Source organism: Roseateles subflavus (assembly GCF_030285365.1).
GTDB lineage: Bacteria > Pseudomonadota > Gammaproteobacteria > Burkholderiales > Burkholderiaceae_C > Roseateles_B > Roseateles_B subflavus.
Genome location: NZ_JASVDS010000001.1, coordinates 247,915 through 268,581, shown reverse-complemented (window position 1 = coordinate 268,581; position 20,667 = coordinate 247,915). Strand labels below are relative to the sequence as shown.

Annotated in this window: 20 protein-coding genes; 12 read left to right on the top strand and 8 right to left on the bottom strand. The window is 71.7% G+C overall.

Annotation, left to right across the window (positions count from 1 at the left end):
• Positions 1 to 3 precede the first annotated feature (3 nt).
• Positions 4 to 468 (bottom strand): hydroxyphenylacetyl-CoA thioesterase PaaI, encoded by a 465-nt coding sequence (gene paaI / locus QRD43_RS01170; protein ID WP_285980636.1) that lies wholly within the window; start codon positions 466 to 468, stop codon positions 4 to 6.
• A gap of 50 nt (positions 469 to 518) precedes the next feature.
• Positions 519 to 1,346 carry an enoyl-CoA hydratase-related protein gene (locus QRD43_RS01165; protein ID WP_285980635.1) on the bottom strand — a complete coding sequence of 276 codons (828 nt, stop codon included), beginning with the start codon at positions 1,344 to 1,346 and terminating at the stop codon, positions 519 to 521.
• A gap of 176 nt (positions 1,347 to 1,522) precedes the next feature.
• On the opposite strand from QRD43_RS01165, the gene QRD43_RS01160 reads away from it, so the two are divergent.
• The 9 genes from QRD43_RS01160 to QRD43_RS01120 all read left to right on the top strand — a co-directional run bounded on the left by QRD43_RS01160 (position 1,523) and on the right by QRD43_RS01120 (position 12,936).
• Positions 1,523 to 2,125, top strand: a complete 603-nt coding sequence (locus QRD43_RS01160; RefSeq protein WP_285980634.1) for a phenylacetic acid degradation protein PaaY — start codon at positions 1,523 to 1,525, stop codon at positions 2,123 to 2,125.
• Positions 2,126 to 2,285: 160 nt separating this feature from the next.
• Positions 2,286 to 3,401: a tetratricopeptide repeat protein gene (locus tag QRD43_RS01155; RefSeq protein WP_285980633.1), complete on the top strand. Its 1,116-nt coding sequence runs from the start codon at positions 2,286 to 2,288 to the stop codon at positions 3,399 to 3,401.
• Between the two features lie 33 nt (positions 3,402 to 3,434).
• Positions 3,435 to 4,052 (top strand): GNAT family N-acetyltransferase, encoded by a 618-nt coding sequence (locus QRD43_RS01150; protein ID WP_285980632.1) that lies wholly within the window; start codon positions 3,435 to 3,437, stop codon positions 4,050 to 4,052.
• A gap of 203 nt (positions 4,053 to 4,255) precedes the next feature.
• Positions 4,256 to 4,873: a response regulator gene (locus tag QRD43_RS01145; protein ID WP_285980631.1), complete on the top strand. Its 618-nt coding sequence runs from the start codon at positions 4,256 to 4,258 to the stop codon at positions 4,871 to 4,873.
• Positions 4,874 to 5,344: 471 nt separating this feature from the next.
• A complete protein-coding gene (locus tag QRD43_RS01140) occupies positions 5,345 to 7,783 on the top strand; it encodes a penicillin acylase family protein (RefSeq protein ID WP_285980630.1) in 2,439 nt (812 codons plus the stop codon).
• 50 nt (positions 7,784 to 7,833) lie between these two features.
• On the top strand, positions 7,834 to 8,772 hold the full coding sequence (locus tag QRD43_RS01135; RefSeq protein ID WP_285980629.1) for a cytochrome c family protein: 939 nt from the start codon (positions 7,834 to 7,836) through the stop codon (positions 8,770 to 8,772).
• Positions 8,773 to 8,931: 159 nt separating this feature from the next.
• On the top strand, positions 8,932 to 10,752 hold the full coding sequence (locus QRD43_RS01130; protein WP_285980628.1) for a serine/threonine protein kinase: 1,821 nt from the start codon (positions 8,932 to 8,934) through the stop codon (positions 10,750 to 10,752).
• Between the two features lie 404 nt (positions 10,753 to 11,156).
• On the top strand, positions 11,157 to 12,257 hold the full coding sequence (locus tag QRD43_RS01125; protein WP_285980627.1) for a sensor histidine kinase: 1,101 nt from the start codon (positions 11,157 to 11,159) through the stop codon (positions 12,255 to 12,257).
• Positions 12,238 to 12,936 (top strand): LytR/AlgR family response regulator transcription factor, encoded by a 699-nt coding sequence (locus QRD43_RS01120; RefSeq protein WP_285980626.1) that lies wholly within the window; start codon positions 12,238 to 12,240, stop codon positions 12,934 to 12,936. Before QRD43_RS01125 ends, QRD43_RS01120 begins: the two co-directional genes overlap by 20 nt.
• A gap of 24 nt (positions 12,937 to 12,960) precedes the next feature.
• Here QRD43_RS01120 and pstS read toward each other — a convergent pair whose 3' ends face one another.
• The 6 genes from pstS to QRD43_RS01090 all read right to left on the bottom strand — a co-directional run bounded on the left by pstS (position 12,961) and on the right by QRD43_RS01090 (position 18,223).
• Entirely contained in the window at positions 12,961 to 14,088 is a 1,128-nt protein-coding gene (pstS, locus tag QRD43_RS01115) for a phosphate ABC transporter substrate-binding protein PstS (protein ID WP_285980625.1), read from the bottom strand.
• 69 nt (positions 14,089 to 14,157) lie between these two features.
• Positions 14,158 to 14,718, bottom strand: coding sequence for a RidA family protein (locus QRD43_RS01110; protein WP_342399029.1), 561 nt, complete (start codon positions 14,716 to 14,718; stop codon positions 14,158 to 14,160).
• A gap of 83 nt (positions 14,719 to 14,801) precedes the next feature.
• Positions 14,802 to 15,254, bottom strand: coding sequence for a c-type cytochrome (locus QRD43_RS01105; protein WP_285980624.1), 453 nt, complete (start codon positions 15,252 to 15,254; stop codon positions 14,802 to 14,804).
• Entirely contained in the window at positions 15,251 to 16,855 is a 1,605-nt protein-coding gene (locus tag QRD43_RS01100) for a flavin monoamine oxidase family protein (protein ID WP_285980623.1), read from the bottom strand. Before QRD43_RS01100 ends, QRD43_RS01105 begins: the two co-directional genes overlap by 4 nt.
• Positions 16,856 to 16,935: 80 nt before the next feature.
• On the bottom strand, positions 16,936 to 17,583 hold the full coding sequence (locus tag QRD43_RS01095; RefSeq protein WP_285980622.1) for a histidine phosphatase family protein: 648 nt from the start codon (positions 17,581 to 17,583) through the stop codon (positions 16,936 to 16,938).
• Positions 17,576 to 18,223 carry a glutathione S-transferase family protein gene (locus tag QRD43_RS01090; RefSeq protein WP_285980621.1) on the bottom strand — a complete coding sequence of 216 codons (648 nt, stop codon included), beginning with the start codon at positions 18,221 to 18,223 and terminating at the stop codon, positions 17,576 to 17,578. Before QRD43_RS01090 ends, QRD43_RS01095 begins: the two co-directional genes overlap by 8 nt.
• A gap of 149 nt (positions 18,224 to 18,372) precedes the next feature.
• Between QRD43_RS01090 and QRD43_RS01085 the strand changes: the two genes are divergently transcribed.
• From QRD43_RS01085 to QRD43_RS01075, 3 genes are all read left to right on the top strand, one after another.
• Entirely contained in the window at positions 18,373 to 19,266 is an 894-nt protein-coding gene (locus QRD43_RS01085; RefSeq protein ID WP_285980620.1) for a VirK/YbjX family protein, read from the top strand.
• A gap of 61 nt (positions 19,267 to 19,327) precedes the next feature.
• On the top strand, positions 19,328 to 19,957 hold the full coding sequence (locus QRD43_RS01080; protein ID WP_285980619.1) for a DUF6515 family protein: 630 nt from the start codon (positions 19,328 to 19,330) through the stop codon (positions 19,955 to 19,957).
• 107 nt (positions 19,958 to 20,064) lie between these two features.
• On the top strand, positions 20,065 to 20,634 hold the full coding sequence (locus tag QRD43_RS01075; protein ID WP_285980618.1) for a GNAT family N-acetyltransferase: 570 nt from the start codon (positions 20,065 to 20,067) through the stop codon (positions 20,632 to 20,634).
• The last annotated feature ends 33 nt before the right edge of the window (positions 20,635 to 20,667 follow it).

Sequence of the window (20,667 nt, the reverse complement as noted above, 5' to 3'; positions counted from 1 at the left end):
GGTTCACTCCTGCGCTGCACCAGCGGTCAGGCCGGGGACCACGGGCTTGCCCTTGATGCGGTAGGACTTGCCCCGGAACACGGCCACCAGCTCGTCCCGCTGGTTGCGCACATTCACGTCATAGACGCCGGTCCGGCCGGCGAGCGAAACCTCGTGGGCGACGGCGGTCAGCACGTCGCCCTGCCGTGCGGGCGCCACGATGTCGATCGTGATCCCCGAGGCCACCGTCAACTCGTTGTACGCGTTGCAGGCGAAGGCAAAGGCCGAATCGGCCAGGGTGGTGATGAGGCCGCCATGGCAGATGGCGAAACCGTTGAGCATGTCCTGCCGCACGGTCATGCGGATCGTCGCGCGGCCCGGGCCCACGGCCAAGATCTCCATCCCGAGACCCTTGGAGGCATGGTCCTCGCGGACCATGGCGTCGCGGACGGCTTCGGCGACGGCTTGCGGGCTCAGGGGCGTGGACATGCAGGGGACTCCTTCAACAGCAGGAACGGTGCAGGGCGAGGGCGGCGGGCTCAGCGGTCCTTGAAGACCGGCGTGCGCTTTTCCAGGAAGGCGGCGGCGCCCTCGAGGTAGTCGTGCGCAAAGCCGAGCTGGCTCTGCATCACGGCCTCGAGCTTGAGGGCGTCCTCGTAGTTCAGGCTCAGCGCCTCGTCGAAGGCGTTGCGGGTCTCGACCAGCGAGCGCGTGGGCATCGCGGCCAGTCGCGTGGCGAGGGCCTGCGCCGTCGCGGCGAGCTCCTCGTTCGGGACAACGCGGGCAATCAGGCCCAGGCGGGCGGCCTCGGCGGCGGGCAGCTTGTCGCCCAGCAGCGCCAGCTCCATGGCCTTGGCGCGGCCCACCAGGCGGGTCAGGAGCCAGGTACCGCCGCAGTCGGGGATCAGGCCGATCTTGGAGAAGGCCTGGATGAAGCTGGCGGACTCCGCGGCCACCACCAGATCGCAGCCCAGCGCGAGATTGGCGCCAGCGCCGGCCGCCACGCCGTTGACGGCGGCGATCACCGGCACCGGCATCGAGCGCACGCGCAGGGCGAGGGGGATGTAGTAGTTGTCCAGCAGGTGGCCGATGTCCTTGGGGCGGGCGTCGGCGCCGAACTCGGGCTTGATCAGCGGGTCGGAGAGGTCCTGCCCGGCACAGAAGGCGCGCCCGATGCCGGTGATCACCACGGCCCGCACGCTCGCGTCCTCGGCGGCCTCGTCCAGTGCGGCGCGGGTCTGTGCCAGCAGCTGGGCGGTGAAGGCGTTCAGCGCCGCAGGACGGTTGAAGCTCAGGGTGCGCACGGCACCTTCCTGGCTGATCAGCAGGGCGGCGGCGTCGGTGGGCGCAGCGGTGGGCAGAGTCATGAGGGGCCTCGTCTGGCTATGCGTCAGATCAAGGTGGGAACACTCTTGACCGACCGGTCGGTAGATCGTAAGGTCCCGCTTGATCTGGCACAAGCCGCGCCGAGTGGGGGTAAACCCTGGAATTCCGCGGCGATGTGCGCCTGTCAATGCGCGGCGCCCTGCCGACTGGAGTCCTCATGCCTTGCTATGCCATCGACGGGGTGATCCCCGTGGTCCATCCCAGCAGCCACGTGCACCCGACGGCGGTGCTGATCGGTGACGTCCACGTCGGTCCGGGCTGCTACATCGGCCCGAACGCGAGCCTGCGCGGGGACTTCGGCCGCATCGTGCTGCACGAGGGCGCCAATGTGCAGGACTGCTGCGTGGTGCACGGCTTCCCGGCCTCCGAGACTGTGGTCGAGCGCAACGGGCACATCGGCCATGGCGCGGTGCTGCATGGCTGCGTGATCCGCCATGACGCGCTGGTGGGCATGAAGGCCGTGGTGATGGATGGCGCGGAGCTCGGGGCGTACAGCATCCTGGCGGCCTGCGCCTTCGTGAAGGCCGGGCAGGTGCTGCCGGAGCGCTCGCTGATCGCCGGGCTGCCCGCCAAGGTGCTGCGGGCGCTGAGCGAGGACGAGATCCGCTGGAAGCTCGAGGGCACCCGCACCTACCAGCAGCTGACCGAGCGCTGTCTGGCCAGCCTGGTCGAGGTACAGCCCCTGGCGGCGGCCGAGGCCGACCGTCCGGGCCTGCGCGCGGGTGCGCACCAGACCCTGCACGCGGCGACGCGGGGCTGAAAGTCGGCAATCGCAGGAGTTCTGCACGCCGGGCCCCGCTTTGCTCGCGGCGGACGGCTGTGCGGCCTGCGCCCACGCGCTAGGCTTTGTGACAGTGTCTGGCCGGTGGCCGCGCGACCCGTCGTGCGCACCTGGGTGTCCGGCCGGCAGGACGAGTTGCATGAATCCATTGCTGATCCCTGAAGCGCAGGCCTGCGAGCAGTTCCTGCACCGTGCCCGCCAGGCGCTGGACGCGCACCGCATGCGCGAGGCCCTCGACTGGCTGGCCCAGGCCCAGGCGGCCTGCGACGCCCCGACCATGGCGCCGGCCCGACGCTGCGAGATCGGCCTGATGCAGGCGCGGGCCGGCTGGGCGCTCTACGACGTGACGCAGGCCTACACCGGCGCCAGCCTGGCCCTGAACCTGCTCGAGCCGCACGCGCGGGCCGAGCGGGTGGAGATGCTGGACATCGCCGTGCTGTGCCTCAGTGGCGCAGGCCTGATGGACGAGGCGCTTGAGCTGGCGCGCGAGGCGGTGGAGACCGCCACGCAGCCCCCTGTGCTGCATGCCATGCTGCCGCGGGCGCTGGGGGCCTTGGCCCACGCCTACGCGCAGCTCGGCCTGTACGACGAGGCCGAGATGCTGCATCTGCAGGCGCTCTCCCGGGCGCGGGAAAGCCAGGAGCCGCATGCCATGACGCGGGCCTACACGAACGCGCTGCTGGCCGGCGCGCTTTCCATCGACGAGCTGCGTCGCCGCGGCGAGGACCAGCAGGCCGATGCCATGGCCCAGCGCCAGCTCCGCCTGGCCTTCCAGGCGCGCTCGCAGCTGGACGCGCCGGAGATGCACCTGCGCCAGCGCGCCACCCTGCTGATGAATGTGGGCATCGCGATGATGCACGCCGGGCGCCTCGACGAGGCGCAGGCGCTGTTCGACAAGGGCCTGGACCTGGTGCGCACGGAGGAGCTGCCCCAGGCCCGTGCGTCGCTGCTGCATGCGCAAGGGGAATGCGCGCTGCTGGCGGGCGACCTGGACCGTGCCCGGCACCTGCTGGAGCCCCTGCTGCTGCCGGCCGCGCTGCAAGCCTATCCCTTCATGCGGGCGCCCCTGCTGCGCAACGCCCGGCGCCTGTTCGAGGCCCTGGGCGACGGCGCCCGTGCCGGGGCGATGGCCCAGCGCCTGGAGGAGCTGCAGGCCGACCAGCAGCGCCAACGCCATCAGGCCGGCGAGGCGCTGCGGGCCCTGCGCCGCCAGACCTCCCAGTGGCTTTCGGGACAGCAGGATCTCCTGCGCTAGGCTGCAGGTCTTTCACTGCACCGGGAGGGCGCGATGAACCACGAGACCGAGCCCGCGGAGGCGTCCGTCCTTCAGGCCGCGCTGCCCCTGGGCACCGACGGCGGCCGGGTGCACCTGCGGCGCATGCGCCCCGCCGACCTCGACCGCTTCCATGCCTACCGCAGCGACGCCGAGACGGCGCGCTTCCAGGGCTGGACGCAGGCCGTGGACCCGGCGCAGTCCCTCGAATTCCTGGAGGAGATGAGCACGGCCCCCGTCGGCCTGCCGGACGTCTGGGTGCAGCTGGCCATTGCCGACGTCGCGGACGACCAGCTGATGGGAGACATCGGGCTGTGCCTGCGCAGTCCGCCCGAAGCGCCGGCCTCGACGACGGCGGCGGCCCGTCGGCCCCTCAGCGCCTGGATGGGCATCACCCTGCATCCTGGCTGGCGCGGCCGCGGCCTGGCGCGCGAGGCCTTCGTCGCCTTGCAGGACTTTCTGCTGGGGCCCGGCGGGCTGCAGGAGATCGAATGCTGGGTGGACGCGCGCAACCACGCGTCGATCCAGCTGCTCGAGGCCAGCGGCATGCGGCGCTTCTGCACGGAGGTGCGGGACTTCCGCGGCGCGCCGTGCGAAGAGTACGGCTACCGGCGCGAGCGCCCGGCTGCGTGAACGGGGTGGCCGTCCCGGGGGGCCGGGACAGCACCGCAGCGGCCCGGCTGCCGAAACGCCTGCTTACAAATGCGGCAGGCCCACCCGCCCATTCGAGCGGGACGCCCGGCGCAATCCCCAGGTCGGCGGGCGCGTCACGGTGGTAGATTCCACCGGCATCCGCCCAGCCCTGCCGGCCGCGCCGCCGGCGTGGAGAACCTCCCATGCCCTTCCAGTTGCCTGACCTCCTGGGTCCCTACCTGCTGCCTCTGCTGATCGCGGTGCCGCTGGCCATCGTCGTGATCCTGATCAGCATCCGCAAGGAGGACGAGGAAGTCCGCCAGTTCCAGGAATCGCAGCTGCCCGCCCCCTTCAGCGGCCCCGGTGCGGCCAGCCGTTTCCAGCCCAGTGTGCTGCCGGGCATGGGGCAGGGGGTCGGCACGGTGACCGGCCCGGTGCCGGTGCTGGTGGTGGACGACTCCGCCGTGGTGCGTGCCAAGCTGGGCAAGCTGCTGGAAGGCGCCGGCTACCTGGTGCTGCTGGCCCGTGACGGCATCGAGGCTCTCGAGGTGCTGGCGCGCCACCCGGTGCAGGTCATGATCACCGACCTGGAAATGCCCAACAAGAACGGCTTCGAGCTGATCGCCGACGTCCAGGGCGCCCTCGAGACCGAGGACCTGCCCATCATCGCCATCACCGGCCACGAGGAGCTGCAGGGCCGCGTCCACCAGATCCAGGGGCTCTATGGCATCTTCAAGAAGCCCTGGAGCGACCGTGATCTGCTCAAGCGCATCGAGACCCTGACCCAGCTGCGCCAGCGCGGTCCCCGCATCGCTGCCTGAACGACCGCGCGACGGCCTTGCGCTGTCGCAAAGCTGGTGCCATCCGTGCCAAGGTTCACGGAATACTGCGTGTTCCGGGTTTTCCTTGATGAGGCTAGCCCGATGTTTCGCTGTTCCGCGCAATTTTCATGCGCTCCATGCGGCACCTGAGCCTCAAAACGCAAGCCTTTTGTGCGCAAGGCCCCCTACAGTTCGAAGCACACAAACGAGGGTGGCCCGGCAAAGACGGGCCGGAGGGGCGGATGAGGAGCACTGAGGACTCTCATCCGCAGGGAGCAGGCCGCTCGCCGGAGCACGCCTGCTGCCGCGTCACAGCGCGGATGGCAAGGGCTGATGGGTTTTCGGATCCATCAGCCCTTTTCCATTGGATGGAGGATGAGCGCCGCCCGGGTCGTTCGCAGGGCGCGCCAATCCTGATGCGCGGCCGCCGACCCTGTGCTGCAATGCAGGCCCTGTCTGGGAGTCCTCTGCATGGCTGCACGCACCTTTCGTCTTCGTTCCCTGCTCTGGCTGCTGCTGGGCCTGGTCGTCCTGACCCTGCTGGCCGCCGGCCTGCACTGGCGGGCCAAACTGCCCAAGCGGGACGGTGAGCTGCCGCTGCAGGGCCTGAGCCAGCCCGTCACGGTCCGATTCGACGCCTGGGGGGTCCCCCACATCGAGGCCCAGAACGAGCCGGACCTCTACCGTGCCCTGGGCTACTTGCATGCCCAGGACCGCCTCTTCCAGATGGAAATGGCCCGTCGGCTCGCCCGGGGGGAACTGGCCGAAGTCCTGGGGGAGAAACTCCTCCCGACGGACAAGCTCTTCCGCAGCCTGCGCCTGCTCGACGCCGCCGAGGCCCGGGCAAAGGCGGACGCCACGCGGCCTGCCGGTCCGGCCCTGCGGGCGCTGCAGGCCTACCTCGACGGCGTCAACCAGTACCAGGCGACCCGCCCTGCGCCTCTGGAGTTCGAGCTCCTGGGCATTCCCAAGCGCGACTTCAAGCCGGTGGACACCTACGCCGTCGCGGGCTACCTGGCCTACAGCTTCGCGTCGGCCTTCCGTACGGAGCCTGCACTCACTTACGTCCGAGACCAGCTGGGGCCTGACTACCTCAAGATCTTCGATCTTGACTGGAAGCCCGAAGGGGCCCTGGCGGCCCGTGCGCGCCTGGGGGCGCCCGCGGCCTCGGCCACGGCGGCGGCCCTGCCCGGCGCGCGGCTGCAGCCCGCCGACTGGCAGGCGCTGGCCCGCATCGGCCAGCTCAGTGACAGCCTCGGCACCGGGCTCGCCCAGATGGAAGGCAGCAATGCCTGGGTGATCGCCGGGTCCCGCACCGCCAGCGGCAAGCCGGTGCTCGCCGGAGATCCGCACATCGGCTTCTCGACGCCCGCCGTGTGGTGGGAGGCTCACATGAAGGCGCCGGGCTTCGAGCTCTACGGCCACCTCCAGGTGCTCAACCCCTTCGCCCTGATCGGTCACAACCAGCGTTTCGGCTGGAGCCTGACCATGTTCCAGAACGACGACATCGACCTCATCGCCGAGAAGACCGACGCCGCCCATCCCGGCCAGGTGCTGGTCAAGGGCGCCTGGCAGCCGCTGGAGTCGCGCGAGATCCGCATCAAGGTCAAGGGCCGCGCGGACGAGGTCGTCCAGCTCCGCCGCTCGCCGCATGGCCCCATCGTCAACGACGCGGTGCCCGGCGATGCCGGCAAGACCCCCATCGCCCTGTGGTGGGCCTTCCTCGAGACGGACAACCCGATCTTCGAGGCCTTCCACGGCCTCAACCGCGCCGACACCCTGGACGCTGCGCGTTCCGCCGTGCAGGGCATCCACTCGCCGGGGCTCAACGTCGTCTGGGCCAATGCGGCGGGTGACATCGCGTGGTGGGCCTCGGCGCGGCTGGTGCGGCGGCCGGCTGGCGTGAATCCCGGCTTCATCCTCGACGGCAGCACGGCCGAGGCCGACAAGCTCGGCTTCCTGCCCTTCTCCGCGAATCCGCAGGAAGAGAACCCCGCGCGCGGCTACATCGTCTCGGCCAACCACCAGCCGGCGTCGCCGGAGCCGGTGTACGGCTACTACAACCTGCCGGACCGTGGCTGGCGCCTGGAGGAGGGCCTCAAGGCCAGCGCCACCGGCTGGGACGTGCCCCGCGTCCAGGCCCTGCAACTGCTCGACGACACGGGCTACGGCCCGCGGGTGCTCGCACCGATCCTGCCCATCCTGAAGCAGCAGAAGGAGGGGGCCGACCTGGTCGCCCTGCTGGCGGACTGGAAGGGCGGCCACCGCCTGGAGGACCGCGCGCCGGTGCTCTTCCACCAGCTCGAGCACCAGCTGGTGCACGCCGTGCTCTCGGACAAGATGGACGAGGCCATGATCGCCAACCTCACCCGCACCCGGGCCCTCGATCACGCGATCCCGCGCCTTGTCCAGGACGCGGACTCTCCCTGGTGGGACCGCAAGGGCACGCCGCAGCGGGAGACCCGCGAGCAGATCGTGGCCGAGGCCTGGACCGCCACGCTGCAGCATCTGCGCCGCACCTTCGGCGAGGATCCGGCGCAGTGGACCTGGGGCAGGGCGCACAGCGTGACCCACAAGCATCCCCTGGGCGAGGTGAAGTGGCTGGCCCCGATCTTCAACGTCGGCCCCTTCCCGGCCCCCGGCGCACACGAGGTGCCCAACAACCTCGCCCAGCGCAGCGGCGATGCCCCCTGGAGCGTGGCCTACGGCCCGTCCACCCGCCGCGCGATCGATTTCGCGGCTGCGGGCCGGAGCCAGGGCGTCAACCCCGTTGGCCAGAGCGGTGTGCTGGGTGATCGCCATTACAGCGACCAGGCGGTGGACTACGTCGCCGGTCGGGCCCGTGCCCAATGGCTGGAGGCGCCCGACGTGCAGGCGAATGCGCGCAGCACCCTGGTCTTCAAGCCCTGACGAAGCCCCGGTCCTCATCGCTCCCCATGTCCCCGAGACACGAACGAACCATGCGCCACCCATCCTCGCTGAACGACCCCAGCTGCGCCACACCGCCTGCCTTGCGTGCCTTGCCGGGTCGCCTGGTGTGCGTCCAGCAGCGTGGCCTGCGGGCTGGCCTGATGGTCAGCCTGATGATCAGTCTGATGGGAGGGCTGCCCCTGGCTCAGGCCCTGTCGCCCGTGCCGCCCCCGCCCCCGGTCTCAGCGCCGCGGGCCTTGCCGGCACCGGAGGCCGCGCTCGCCGAAGGCCCGAAGCCGGGCGAGGTGACGGTGGTGGAGCCCCATCTCTCGCGTCCCGGGCAGGCCGTGCAGGTGCGCTACCGGGGCTGGCCCGCCCGCGTCTTCCTGGACCGCTGGCTGGCGCCCGGCTGGGATGCGGGCGATGCCGAGCTGGAGGTCAGCGCGCTCGATGGCTTCGTGTCCCGGATCCCTGTGGAACGCTTCCGCCAGTACAGCGCCTGGATCGTCTTCGCGCGGGCCGATGGCCAGCCCTTCCGGGTGGACAACCATGCCCAGGGCGAAAAGCAGGTGCCGCTGGGTCCCTACTACCTGGTCTGGGACAACCTCCGAGATCCCGCGCTGCAGGCGGAGGGTGGGGCCGTGTGGCCCTACCAGATCGGCAGCGTGCGCCGCACGCCGTCCAGCCGCGCGGTCCTGCTGCCCGGCACCCTCGCGGGGCGCTACGGCGCCGAGGCCCAGGCGCTGCAGACCCACTGCCTCAGCTGCCATCAGGTCAATGGTTATGGTGGCTTCAAGATGCCGCTCAACCTGGCGCTGCGTGCGCGGGAGATCGATGCGCAGCGCTGGCAGCAGTGGCTGCTGCAGCCCGCGAAGCTGAAGCCCGGCACCACGATGCCCCCGTTGTCCGAGGGTTTGCCCGAGGCAGAACGGGCCGCGCTGGCGCAACAGCTGCACGACTACCTGAAGGCCCTGCCGCTCCAACCCTGAACAATTTCGCGCTTGAGCCTGTTCAGGCGCAAGCAGTTGTTACATCTTGCGGAGAAGTGACGCTTGCGGCTCATCTGATCCGCTACGCTTCGGCCCTCGCATGCTGCAAGCTGCCCGTCCCTGCCTGAAAACAGCCCTCGTGCTCACCGCCCGGTCCTGATGCCCGACGACAGCCCCGATCGCCGCGCCGCCGCCTCGTCGGCCGCTCCCAACGCCCTGCCGGCGGGCACGCGCTTTGGCGAGCTCGAAATCGTCAGCACGCTGGCCGTGGGGGGCTTCGGCATCATCTACGTGGCCCAGGACCACGCCCTGCAGCGCCAGGTGGCCATCAAGGAGTACATGCCCTCCATGCTGGCCCAGCGCAACGCCAAGTCCAAGGTGTCCGTGCGCTCCGGCTCGCAGCAGGAGACCTTCGATGCGGGCCTGCGCTCCTTCGTCAACGAATCCCGGCTGCTGGCCCGCTTCGACCACCCGTCCCTGCTGAAGGTCTACCGCTTCTGGGAAGCCAACGGCACGGCCTACATGGTCATGCCCTATCTGCAGGGCCAGACGCTGCGCCAAGCCCGCCGCGCCATGAGCCAGCCGCCGGACGAGGCCTGGGTGCGCCGGCTGGTGTCTGCGCTGCTGGAGGCGCTGGAGCTGCTGCACACCGAGTCCATCTGGCACCGGGACATCGCCCCGGACAACGTCTTCCTGCCCTATGGCGGCGCCGCGCCCGTGCTGCTCGACTTCGGCGCCGCCCGCCAGGTCATCAGCGACCGCGCGGAAGGGCTCACGGCCATCCTGAAGCCCAGCTACGCCCCCATCGAGCAGTACGCCGAATCACGCCAGCTGCGCCAGGGGCCCTGGACGGACCTCTACGCGCTGGGGGCGATGGTTCACGAGCTGGTCCTCGGGCGCACGCCGCCCGCCGCCACGGCCCGCAGCCTGGGCGATGACTACCAGAGCCTCGTGACCCTCGCGCCCGCGGGCTACAGCCCGGAGCTGCTGGCCTGCATCGACTGGATGCTGCGGGTGCATCCGCAGGACCGCCCGCAATCCGTGGCGCATCTGCGCGCCGCGCTGGACGGGCGGCTCGTGCCTCCCGAGCCTCGCCGTGTCGACACCTCGGCCACGCCACCGCCGGTGGGCTTCGAGGACACCCGGCTGGCGAGCGACTCCGAGTTCGCGGAAACCCGCCAGCTCGGCGACAGCGATTTCCTGCCGACCCGCGCCCTGGACGCGCCGGACCTGCTGCTGGAGGACGCCCAGGCCGCCTCCGCCCCCGCACCGCTGCCCGAAGTCGTGGTGATGCCGCCCCCCTCGCGCCGCTCGAGCAAGCGCCGAGCGCCGCCCAGCCCGCCCCGACGCTGGCCCTGGGCGGTCGGCCTGCTGGCCGCGGGCGCGGGCACGGCCCTGCTGGTGGCGCTGGTGCAACCGATGCTGCACCGCACGCCGACCCTGCCGCAGTCGGACCTCGCCATGGCAGCCTCCGCGCCGGCGTCCGCCGCCAGCCCGGCGGAGTCTGCGGCCGATCCGGTGCTGGCGCTGGTGCAGTCCCAGGAAGCCGCTCGTGCGGCCTCGTCTCCCGTGGCCGGCGGCCCGGCGGGCGCCGGCGTGACGCCAGGCACCGACAAGCCCCTCGACAAGGCCAGCGACAAGGCCGCCGACAAGCCGGTAGACAAGCCGGGCGACCGCCGCCTGCCCCAGGACGCCCGCAAGCGGCGTGACCCTGCCCCCGTGGCAGCCCCGCCCGGGGCAGCCCCCGTGGCGCCCGCACCGGTGGAGCACACGCCTGTGGTGGCCCAGCCCCTGCCGGCCAGTGCGCCGGTCGTGGCGGAGGCCGAACCGGCGAGCCCGTCCGATGCCTGTGGCAAGCGGGTGTTCATCGCACGGGCCCTGTGCCTCGACGAGCAATGCGCCAAGCCGCGCTTCCATGGGCATGCCGAATGCGTGGCCTTGCGCGAAGCCCGTGAGCAACGGGCCCGCAACCGGAACTGAGGCTCGGCCGTCGTGGCGCCGCCTGATCGCCTGATCGCCTGATCGCCTGATCGCCTGATCGCCTGATCGCCTGATCGCCTGATCGCCTGATCGCCTGATCGCCTGATCGCCTGATCTCGCGTTCGAGATGCGACCCGGGTTCGCCACCGGGCAGCGACGCGGCCTGCGGTGCGCGACGCCCCAGCCGGCGTGAACCGTTCGGCCATCGGCTCGAACCGTTCGTCCCGGTGTTCAGCCCGGGCGGGCGGGAATCTTGCGACACTCCGGGCCTCGCTGCCGGGCGATCCCCGGCCTTGTCCCGATGCCGCTCACCCACTTCTTCCCGTGGCCCGATCGCTCCCTGATTTCCGCCGCCGGCCTCCCATCCCCTCGCCGCTGAGGGGGTGTCGCCCTGGAGCCCGCGCATGAGCAGGCAACCCTCCTCGACCCTGGGGCTGCTCGAGCTGCCGGGCTTCGCCCTGCCGCGTGGCTGGCCGCTGTGGCTGCTGGCCCTGGGCGCCAGCAGCCTGGAGTGGGTCGGATCCCAGCTGATGAACCTGGCCTTGCGCCCCCAGGGCGTCGCCCCCTTGCTGGCGCTGTGCGGCGTGCTGTGGCGGGCGGTGCTGCTCGTGCAGCTGGCCCAGGGGCTGATGCGCTGGCCGCGCTGGGCGGCCCGGGCCGGCCTGGTGGGCGCGCTGGCCCTGGCGGACACCACCGGCATGATGGCGCTGCGCGAGCGGCTGGACCTCCTGCCGCATCTGAGCGCCGTGGCGGTCGAGTCCCTGCAGCTGCGCGGCAACCAGCTGCAGGCCCTGTTCTTCAGCACGTCCTTGCTGATGGACGTCCTGAACTACGGCGCACTGGCCCTCGGCCTGCTGCTGTGGCGGGAACAGTGGCAGCGCCGTCAGCTCGCGCGCCTGGCGGAGTCGGCCCGGCTGCAGCAGCTCCAGGCCCAGTTGCACCCCCACTTTCTCTTCAACGCCATGAACAGCGTGCGGGCGCTGATCTTCGAGAATCCGCAGCGGGCGGCGGACATGGTCACCGAGCTGTCGCTGCTGTTGCGGCACAGCCTGGAGCAGGACCTGCGCCACGCCTTGCCCCTGTCGCAGGACTGGGCGCTGTGCCACAGCTACCTGGCGCTGGAGGGCTGCCGGCTGGAGGAGCGCCTGAGCGTGGAGGTGCAGCTGGACGCCGCCCCGCCGGGCGCGAGGCTGCCGCCCTTCACGCTGCTGACGCTGTGCGAGAACGCCATCAAGCATGGCATCTCGCGCCTGCGGGCCGGCGGCACGTTGCGGGTGGAGGCGCTGGCGCCGCAGGACGGGCGCTGGCGGCTGCAGGTGAGCAATCCTTGCCCGGATCGCGCGCTGGACGTCGCGCCCGGCCTGCGCAGCGGCCTTCGCGACCTGCAGGAACGCCTGCGCCTGATGCTCGGCCCGGGTTCCACGCTCTCGCGGCGGCAGGAGGCCGACCGCTTCGTCGTCGAACTCAGCTTGCCACTGGAGGCCCATGCGTCTGCTGATCGTTGATGACGAGCGCCTGGCGCGCGCCGAGCTGCGCCGGCTGCTGGCGGCCCATGCGCAGGTCGAGGTGGTGGGGGAAGCGGCGGATGGGGACGAGGCCCTCGCACTGGCGCAGCAGCTGCAGCCGGACGCCTTGCTGCTGGATGTGAACATGCCTCAGCGCGACGGGCTGAGCCTGGCCCGCGCCTTGGGGCCGGCGGTCCGCCTCGTCTTTTGCACGGCCCATGAGGACTTCGCGCTGGAGGCCTTCGACCTCAATGCGGTGGACTACCTCGTCAAGCCCGTGCATCCCGAACGCCTGGCCCGCGCGCTGCAGCGCCTGCAGCACTGGCTGCCCGACCCCGCCCCGCTGGACGACGAGCACCGCGTGCTGCTGCGCCGCGGCCAGCGCATGGCCCTCGTGCGCCTGGGTGACGTGCGCGCCATCCACTCGCGCGACAACTACCTGGGCCTGGACACGCCCGATGGCGAGTACCTGCTCGCCGGCAGCCTGCAGCGGCTCCTGCCCCGGCTCGATGCACGGCGCTACCTGCAGGTCAGCCGCAGCGCGGTCGTGCGCCTGGACCAGATCGTGGAGGTGCTGACCGACGACGCCCAGGCCCTCGTCCTGCTGATGCAGGGCGGCAGCCGCGTGCCGGTGTCGCGCCGGCACGCGCTGCAGCTTCGGCAGCGCTTCTCGCTGTGAGGGCGCGGGGCCCTCTGGGCCGCCTCAGTAGTAGTTGATCACGCCGCCGTCCTGCGCCTTGACGTTGGCGATGCGGGCGGCCATGCGTGCCTGCACCGCCACGGGCAGGGGCGCGAAGCCGGTGTCCGCGAGCAGGCGATCGCCGGACTGCAGCGTCCAGTTGATGAAGTGCAGGGCCTCGCTGGCCGCCGCGGCCGACTTCGGGCGCGCATCGACCAGGATGTAGGACGTGACCGTGATCGGCCAGGTGCCCTTGCCGGGCCGCTGCAGCAGGCTGGCGGACTCGTCGCCCGTGCGCCCCATGGACGAGTTGCGCACCGCCTCGCGGAAGCCGGCCTCGCTGGCCGCGACGAAGTCGGTGTCGTCGGCGTTGCGCAGCTGCACGCCGCTCAGCTGGGCCTTGTGCAGCCGGTCGAAGGAGACGTAGCTGATCGCGCCGGGCGTCGTCTTGAGGGCCTGAGCGATGCCGTCATTGCCCTCGGCCGCCACGGCGCCTTCGGGCCACTTGGGGAGCATGCCGGGGCCGATCTGCTCGCGGAAGGCCGGCGAGGCGAGGCTGAGGTAGCGGCTGAAGGCGTCGGTGCTGCCGGACTTATCCTTGCGCACCACGCGCGTGATGGCCAGGGCCGGCAGCGTGACGCCGGGGTTCAGCGCGGCGATGCGGGCGTGGTTCCACTGCCGGATCTCGCCACGGAAGATGTCGGCAAGCGTCGCACCGTCCAGGCGCAGCTGCGACACGCCCTTGAGGTTGACGGCCGGCACGATGCCGCCCACGAGCATGGGCAGCTGCACCAGCTGCTTGCTGACGAGGTCGGCCTCGCTGAAGGGCACGTCGCTCCCGGCGAAATCCACGGCCCGGGCCTGGATCTGCTTCTGACCATCGCCCGAGCCGGTGGGCTTGTAGTTGACCTTGCGCCCGTGGGCGCGGGCGTACTGCTGCGTCCAGGCCTGGTAGACCACGGAGGGGAAGCTGGCCCCCACGCCCTGCACGTCCGCCAGGGCATGGCTGGGACCGAGGGCGGGCAGCAGCAGGGTGAGCGCCGCGAGCCGCAGCGCCTGGCGCCGCAGGACGGCCGCCAGCCGGCGGGAGGACGGGCGGGACAGGCCGGATAGGCTGAACGGAAGGGGGGTGGGGGGCGATGTGCGTGACATGCCCCGGCATTGTGGCGACGGTTTGTGACAGTTCTGTTCCAGACTGGCGCACCGCCCGCCTGTCTGCACTCAGCGCACGGCCGTGACCTCGATCTCCACCAGCCAGCCCGGCACCACCAGGCCGGCCACCTGCATGACGGAGCGCGCCGGCAGGTTCGGCTGCGCCGCCGTGCCGAAATGCTCGGTGTAGGCCGACATGAACCCGTCAAAGTCCATGCGCCCGCCCTTGGCGGGATCGCCCACGAGGAAGACCTGCATCTTCACGACCGAGCCCATGCCCAGTCCCAGACCCTTGAGCTGGCGCTCGATGTTGGCCAGGACGCTGAGGGTCTGCGTGCGGGTGTCGCCATAGGCCGCCAGCGTGCCCCGCTCGGCCTTGGGATCCGCCACGGCCGGCACGGCGCCGCTGACGAAGACCAGCGTCCGGCCGGCCGGCACCTCCACCGCGCTGGCGATGGGGAAGGTCGAGCCGGCGGGGCGGTGGCGGATGACGTCGGGGCTGGCCGGGGCCGTGGTCTGGGCGTGGGCGGCCGGCATCAGGGACACCAGGGACACCAGGGACACCAGGGACACCAGGGACACCAGGGACGTCAGGCAGGCCAGGAAGCGGGCAGGGGCAAAGGGTTTCATACAGGCTCCGTGAGGTGAGGGGGCGCCTCGGGGGCGGGGCGCGGCGGGGTCATGCGCGTGGGGTGACGAGGCGGGCGCCGGGGTCAGTGCGCCACGGCCGTGCCGGCCTGTGCCGCCTGGCGGACCTCCGCGGCCTCGGCGGGCGTCACCCGGGCGGCCTCGGGCGTCAGGCCGCCGAAGCGCTCGCGCACATGGCTCAGCACGGCCGCCACCTGCTCGTCGCTGAGCTGGCGCCCGAAGCCGGGCATGGCGCGGTGGCCGTTCAGCACCATGTGCAGGGCGTAGGGGGTCGCGGCGAGCCGCGGATTGGCCTGTAGCGCGGGATAGCTGCCGGCCCCGCGGGCGCCGCGGCCGTCGGGCATGTGGCAGGCCGCGCACAGGGCGCCGTACAGCGCCGGACCGCTGCGCTGCTCGAAGCGCCAGCCGGAGGAGAAGCGGGGCTCGCTGGCGGCCGGTGCGGCAGAGGTCGTGGCCGTGTCGGCGGCCCCGGCGAAGGCCGGCAGGGCCAGCAGCAGGACGGTGAGCAGGGCTTTCATGCGGCGCGGGCCTTTTCGTGCAGCTGGGTGATGGCATGCCGCGCCGAGAGCACGGCGCCTTCCTGCCAGGCCGGCAGCAGCGAGGCGTGCTCACCGGCCAGGATCAGGCGCCCGTCCATCTTCAGCAGCGTGGGGTAGTGCCGCTGGCGGGCGACGCGGCTCCAGTCGCCAAAGCAGCCCAGCGTGGCCGGATGGCGGTGCCAGCCGATGGCCATGCCGCACTCGTAGGCGGCCGGCGCCTGCGGGTGGATCTGGCTGTCCATGCGCAGGACCTCGCGCAGGCGCTCCTGCGGCGGCAGCGCGGTGAACTCCAGCGCCTGTGTCCCGAAGGCATAGGCGCCCAGCAACACACCCTTGCGACTCTGCAGGTCGTGGTTGGGGTAGCCGATCACGCGGATGGGCAGCTCCGTGCTGCTCATGCCTCCGAAGATGGCCTCGTCCTCTTCCCAGAAACGGCGCTTGAACTGCAGGCCGGCCTTGAAGGCAGAGAAGTAGGGCACGGCGTCGATGGCCTGGCGCAGCGGCTCGCTGCACTGCACGTCCAGCTGCGAGAGCACGGACAGCGGCAGCGTGCAGACGCACCAGTCGGCGCGCAGCGTCTGGGTGGGCTGACCCGGGCGGTCGAGGTCCTGCACCTGCACGCGCACGCCGCTGGCGTCCTGCTGGATGGCGTTGACGCGGCGGCGCAGGCGGATGCGCTGCATCCCGACGGCCTGCGCGAGCGCGTGCGCGATGCGGTCCATGCCGCCCACGGGCTGGAACAGCGGCGTCTGGAACTCGAAGCTCGCCCCCTGCTCCAGCTGCGACCACAGCCCCGACCGGAGCAGCGACTGCAGGCCCTGGGGATCGGTCTCGGGCGGATGCGCCACGACGCCCATGCCGGGGAACGGATCGAAGCCCCGGCGGTCGGCGGTGATCTCGCCGGCTCGGTAGCGGCTCTCCTCGTCGAGGCCGCCGAACTGTCGCAGGGCCTGCAGCAGGCGCTCGCGGTCCTCGGCGGTCAGGGTCTCGTCCAGCGCCTGCTGGCGGACGAGCTTGGCCAGCAGCTCGGCCACGTCCCCGTGGAAGTCCGCCTGCACCTCGCGCAGCCGCTGCGGCCGGCCGCCGGCTGCGCGGGGGCTGTGCACGTAGGCGTTGTGGTTGAGCTGGACGAAGGGCTCCAGCTTCACGCCCAGCTGCCGGCAGTAGTCCAGCACGCCGTGGTGATGGAAGGGGATGCGCCAGGGGCCGGGATTGAAGTACTGGCCGCGGTCGAAGCGGCAGTCCTGTGTCGCGCCGCCCAGCTCCGTGTAGCGGTCCCCGCCGCGCAGCGTCCAGCAGCGGCCGCCGATGCGGTCCTGGAACTCGACGATCTCGACCTCGTAGCCCGCCCGCAGCAGCTCGAGCGCCGAGACCAGGCCCGCCACGCCGGCGCCCAGGACGAGCACGCGCCGGCCGTGTACCGGCGCCGGCCCGAGCTTGAAACCGGCCTGCGCGGGGGAGGCCTCGGCCAGGCCCAGCGTGCTCAGCGCGCCATAGACGGCGCCACTGCCGGCCACGGCGCCCAGGCGCTGCAACCAGGCTCGCCGGCTCAGCCCGGCGGCGGGGGAAGGGATCTGCATGGGCCGCACCATAGCAAGGCCCCCGTGGCACTCACAGAGGGTCTATGCGGGGTGACTTTGGTGATGGGGCCGGCGGCGCGTCAGGCGAGGGAGCGCAGGTGCTGGTCTTCGCCCCAGGACAGCAGCACCGGGCCCTCGGGGCTCCAGCGCAGGCGGTTGATGCCGGCGTTCGGGATGCTGCAGGTGCGCGGCCCGCTCAGCGGCTGGCCTTGCGCGGCGCGCCAGAGCATGTCCAGCACCCCGCCGTGGGTCAGCACCAGGACGCGCCGGCCGTCATGCTGGCGCGCCAGGGCCGCCGCGGCGGCGAGGACGCGTGCCGAGAACTGCCGCCGGCTCTCGGCGCCGCCGGGCAGCGCGTAGTCCGGGTCATGGCGCTGCCACTGGGCGTGCAGCTCGGGATGCGTGCTGCGCAGCGTGTCCACGCTCTGGCCCTCGAGCACGCCGAAGGCCTGCTCGCGCCAGGCGGCGTCGCTGTGCAAGGGCAGCCCCAGCAGCTCGCAGACGGGCGCCGCCGTCTGCCGGGCACGGCCCAGGTCGCTGCTGATGGCGGCATCGATGCGCAGGCCCTCGGACTGCAGCTGGCGTGCCAGCAGCCGGGCCTGCGCCAGGCCGCGTTCGTTCAGCGGGATGTCGATCTGGCCCTGGAAGCACTTGCGCAGGTTCCAGTCCGTCTCGCCATGGCGGACGACGATGAGCTCGGTCATGGCGTTCGGCAGGGACTCAGACATACGGGGCCTGCAGGCCTTCGGCGGCCCAGAGCGACTGCGTGGCCGGGCGCTCGAGCATGCGCTGCACATAGGGTCCCAGATGGGGCAGGCTGCGGGCCGGGCGGCGCATGCCGCGCGTCCATCGGCACATCATGAAGGCCAGCGGGTCGACGGCGCTGTACTGCGCGCCCAGCACCCAGGGGCCGCCGTGCCGGGCGAACTCGGCGTCGAGGATGTCCAGCAGCTCGCCGGCCCGGGCCTCGGCCTGCTCCCGCAGGAGGGCGATGGCCTCGGGGAACTCGGGCGGCAGCTGGCGTTCGGGGTAGAAGTAGCGCCCCATCGTGACCTGCAGGCCGGAGCTCAGCCAGCACAGCCACTTGTAGGCCTCGGCCCGCGCGGCGCTGCCCAGGGGCGGCAGCAGGCCGGCCTGCGGGTGGGAGTCGGCCAGGTGCAGCAGGATGGCGGCGGTCTCGTACAGCACGAGGTCGCCGTCCGTCAGCACGGGGATGAGGCCGTTGGGGTTGAGCTTCAGGTAGGCGGGACTGCGCTGCTCGTTGCGCTCGCGGTCCACGAGAACGAGCTCGAAAGGCCGGCCAAGTTCAAGCAACAGCAGGTGCGGGGCCAGGCTGGCATTGCCGGGGGCGTAGTGGAGGCGGATCATGGAAGGCATCCTCGGGCAAGGGCGTCCGGGTGAACACCGGCTAGGAAGTGGCCGCAACACATCTTTACAATCCGGGCCCACACGGGGCCTGTGAACAGCGGCGCAGACCAACTGTAGCGGGCCCGACTAGCAGAGGGATGAGGTGAGGAATGATGAATTCGCTGAAGGTCGCCCTGGCGCACCCGGGGCTGTGCCGCAAGGACCGCCTGAAGCTGCGGCTGGGCGCATGGCTGTATCCCGTCGCGGCGCGGCGCTGGCTGCAGTATGTCCATGCCGAGCCGCTGCTCTCTCAGGCCTGCAGCCCCAAGCTGCTGACCAAGGCCTTCCGCCCCTACCTGCGCAGCAGCCTGCGCTGCCCGGACCGGGTCGAGGTCCTGATCAACCACTACGACACACTGGGCGCCCTCGGCCTGCTGCCCCTGGCCTCCGCGGCCGCCCAGGCGCCACAGACGCTGCACACGGGCGAAGGCAAGTCCGGCACGCCCTTCACGCTGGAGCTCAATGCCGTCCATGACGGCCATCGCGAGGGCGAGCTGTGCCTGCGGCTGCGGCTCGACGGGGTGTCGCTGTTCGGGCTGAACTTCGTCCTGCAGCGCCGGGGCGGGACGATGCAGATGCTGGTCGGGCGTCTGCAGGGCGAATGCGGCGAGGCCGCGCGCGAGCACGTCCGGCTGGCCACGAAGGAATTCCATGCCTGCCGCCCTGCCACGCTGCTGGTGACGGCGGCCCGGCAGATGGCCGCGGTCCTGGGCTGCGACACCGTGCGGCTCGTGTGCAACAAGGAGCGCATCGCCATCAATCTGTGGCGTCGCTGGCGCATCCGGGCGGACTACGACCAGAGCTGGCAGGAGCTGGGCGCGCAGCGCGGCGCCGACGGCTACTTCGAGCTGGCCCCGCTGGCGCTGCAGCAGCTGGACTACGAGCAGATCCCCTCGAAGAAGCGCTCGGAGGCGCGCAAGCGCGCCGCGCTGCTGGACGCCATCCACGACGGGCTCACCAGCCGTCTGCGTCTGGCGCAATCCAGCTTTACGTCGGCGCAATAAGCCCTTCAGGCAGCGGCCGCAGGATGTGCCCATTGCACGATCCTGCCTTTGCGAGCCGCCCATGAACCGTTCCTCTCTTGCCCTGCCGCTGGCCGCCGCCCTGGTCGGCGCGGCCTGCCTGGTGGTGGCGCCGGCCGAGGCTGGCACGCATGTCGATGTCGGCATCGGCCTGCGCTTCGACAGCCGCTACCACCATGACCACTACTACCCCGCGCCGGGCTATGTGGTGGCGCATGCGCCGCCGGGGGCCGTCGTGGTGCGCCACCATGCGGATCCCTACTACTTCCACGGCGGAGTCTGGTACCACGGCTACGGCCCGCGCCTGCGCGTGGTGGTGCCGCCCGTCGGGATCCTCGTGCCGCTGCTGCCCTCGGCCTACGTGACGCTGCGCATCGGCGGCGCGCCGTACTTCTATGCCAATGGCGTCTACTACCAGAGCGCGCCGGGCGGCTACGTGGTCGTGAACCCGCCCGCCGAGGCCCCGGAAGCCGTGCCCGCGCCGCCGCCGCCGCCCTCGCGGCCGGAGCCGATCATCTACCCCCGCAACGGCCAGGGCGCGCAACAGACGGAGGCCGACCGCCAGGAATGCAACCGCTGGGCCGCCAGCCAGCCGGCCGCGCTGAATGACGCCAGCGTCTTCAACCGGGCGGTGGAGGCCTGCATGGACGGGCGCGGCTACAGCATGCGCTGACGACGCCGCCTGCCGCGACGCCATCCGGGCGACTGGCGCCTCTTGCCAGCCCTCGGCGGCGCCCCGGCGCCCCGTGCGTCGGTCCGGTCCTGCTAGGCTCCGGCGCCATGGACACGCTTCGACTTCATCGCCCGCAAGCCTCGGATCTCGACGAGCTGCTGGACTTCGAGCGCCGCGAGCGCTCCCATTTCGAGACCTGGGTGCATCCCCGCCCGGCGGCCTTCTATAGCCGCGAGGGCGTGGCGGCGCACCTGAGCGAGGCGATCGACGCCGCCGCTGCCGACCGCGCCCATGCCTTCCTGATCCGCGCGCACGGCCCCGCGGGCAGCCGTCTGGTCGGCCGGATCAACCTGCACCGCGTGCAGCGCGAGCACCATGGCCGCGCGGAGCTGGGCTATCGGCTCGCGGCGCAGGCCCAGGGGCGCGGCTGGGCGACGGCCGCCGTGGGCTTGCTGCTGCCCATCGCCTTCGGGGAGCTGCAGCTGTGGCGGCTCGAGGCCGTGGTGCGGCCGGGCAATCCCGCGTCGGCCCGCGTGCTGGAGAAGAACGGCTTCCGCGCCTGGGGCCGCAGCCGGCTCAGCGTGGAACTGAACGGCCAATGGCAGGACCTGCTGCACTACGAGCGCCTCAGCCCCGCGGCCGAGGCGCTGGCGGCGGCGGCGATCCCGTCGCCCTGAACGCCCTGAACGCCCGGAGCGGTTGAACCGTCT

Coding starts and splice junctions, on each gene's coding strand:
- QRD43_RS01100 (WP_285980623.1), bottom strand. CDS start 16,855: ATGCAGATCCCTTCCCCCGCCGCCGGGCTGAGCCGGCGAGCCTGGTTG.
- QRD43_RS01135 (WP_285980629.1), top strand. CDS start 7,834: ATGCGCCACCCATCCTCGCTGAACGACCCCAGCTGCGCCACACCGCCT.
- pstS (WP_285980625.1), bottom strand. CDS start 14,088: ATGTCACGCACATCGCCCCCCACCCCCCTTCCGTTCAGCCTATCCGGC.
- QRD43_RS01085 (WP_285980620.1), top strand. CDS start 18,373: ATGATGAATTCGCTGAAGGTCGCCCTGGCGCACCCGGGGCTGTGCCGC.
- paaI (WP_285980636.1), bottom strand. CDS start 468: ATGTCCACGCCCCTGAGCCCGCAAGCCGTCGCCGAAGCCGTCCGCGAC.
- QRD43_RS01150 (WP_285980632.1), top strand. CDS start 3,435: ATGAACCACGAGACCGAGCCCGCGGAGGCGTCCGTCCTTCAGGCCGCG.
- QRD43_RS01110 (WP_342399029.1), bottom strand. CDS start 14,718: ATGAAACCCTTTGCCCCTGCCCGCTTCCTGGCCTGCCTGACGTCCCTG.
- QRD43_RS01105 (WP_285980624.1), bottom strand. CDS start 15,254: ATGAAAGCCCTGCTCACCGTCCTGCTGCTGGCCCTGCCGGCCTTCGCC.
- QRD43_RS01095 (WP_285980622.1), bottom strand. CDS start 17,583: ATGTCTGAGTCCCTGCCGAACGCCATGACCGAGCTCATCGTCGTCCGC.
- QRD43_RS01075 (WP_285980618.1), top strand. CDS start 20,065: ATGGACACGCTTCGACTTCATCGCCCGCAAGCCTCGGATCTCGACGAG.
- QRD43_RS01155 (WP_285980633.1), top strand. CDS start 2,286: ATGAATCCATTGCTGATCCCTGAAGCGCAGGCCTGCGAGCAGTTCCTG.
- QRD43_RS01165 (WP_285980635.1), bottom strand. CDS start 1,346: ATGACTCTGCCCACCGCTGCGCCCACCGACGCCGCCGCCCTGCTGATC.
- QRD43_RS01140 (WP_285980630.1), top strand. CDS start 5,345: ATGGCTGCACGCACCTTTCGTCTTCGTTCCCTGCTCTGGCTGCTGCTG.
- QRD43_RS01080 (WP_285980619.1), top strand. CDS start 19,328: ATGAACCGTTCCTCTCTTGCCCTGCCGCTGGCCGCCGCCCTGGTCGGC.
- QRD43_RS01130 (WP_285980628.1), top strand. CDS start 8,932: ATGCCCGACGACAGCCCCGATCGCCGCGCCGCCGCCTCGTCGGCCGCT.
- QRD43_RS01145 (WP_285980631.1), top strand. CDS start 4,256: ATGCCCTTCCAGTTGCCTGACCTCCTGGGTCCCTACCTGCTGCCTCTG.
- QRD43_RS01120 (WP_285980626.1), top strand. CDS start 12,238: ATGCGTCTGCTGATCGTTGATGACGAGCGCCTGGCGCGCGCCGAGCTG.
- QRD43_RS01090 (WP_285980621.1), bottom strand. CDS start 18,223: ATGATCCGCCTCCACTACGCCCCCGGCAATGCCAGCCTGGCCCCGCAC.
- QRD43_RS01160 (WP_285980634.1), top strand. CDS start 1,523: ATGCCTTGCTATGCCATCGACGGGGTGATCCCCGTGGTCCATCCCAGC.
- QRD43_RS01125 (WP_285980627.1), top strand. CDS start 11,157: ATGAGCAGGCAACCCTCCTCGACCCTGGGGCTGCTCGAGCTGCCGGGC.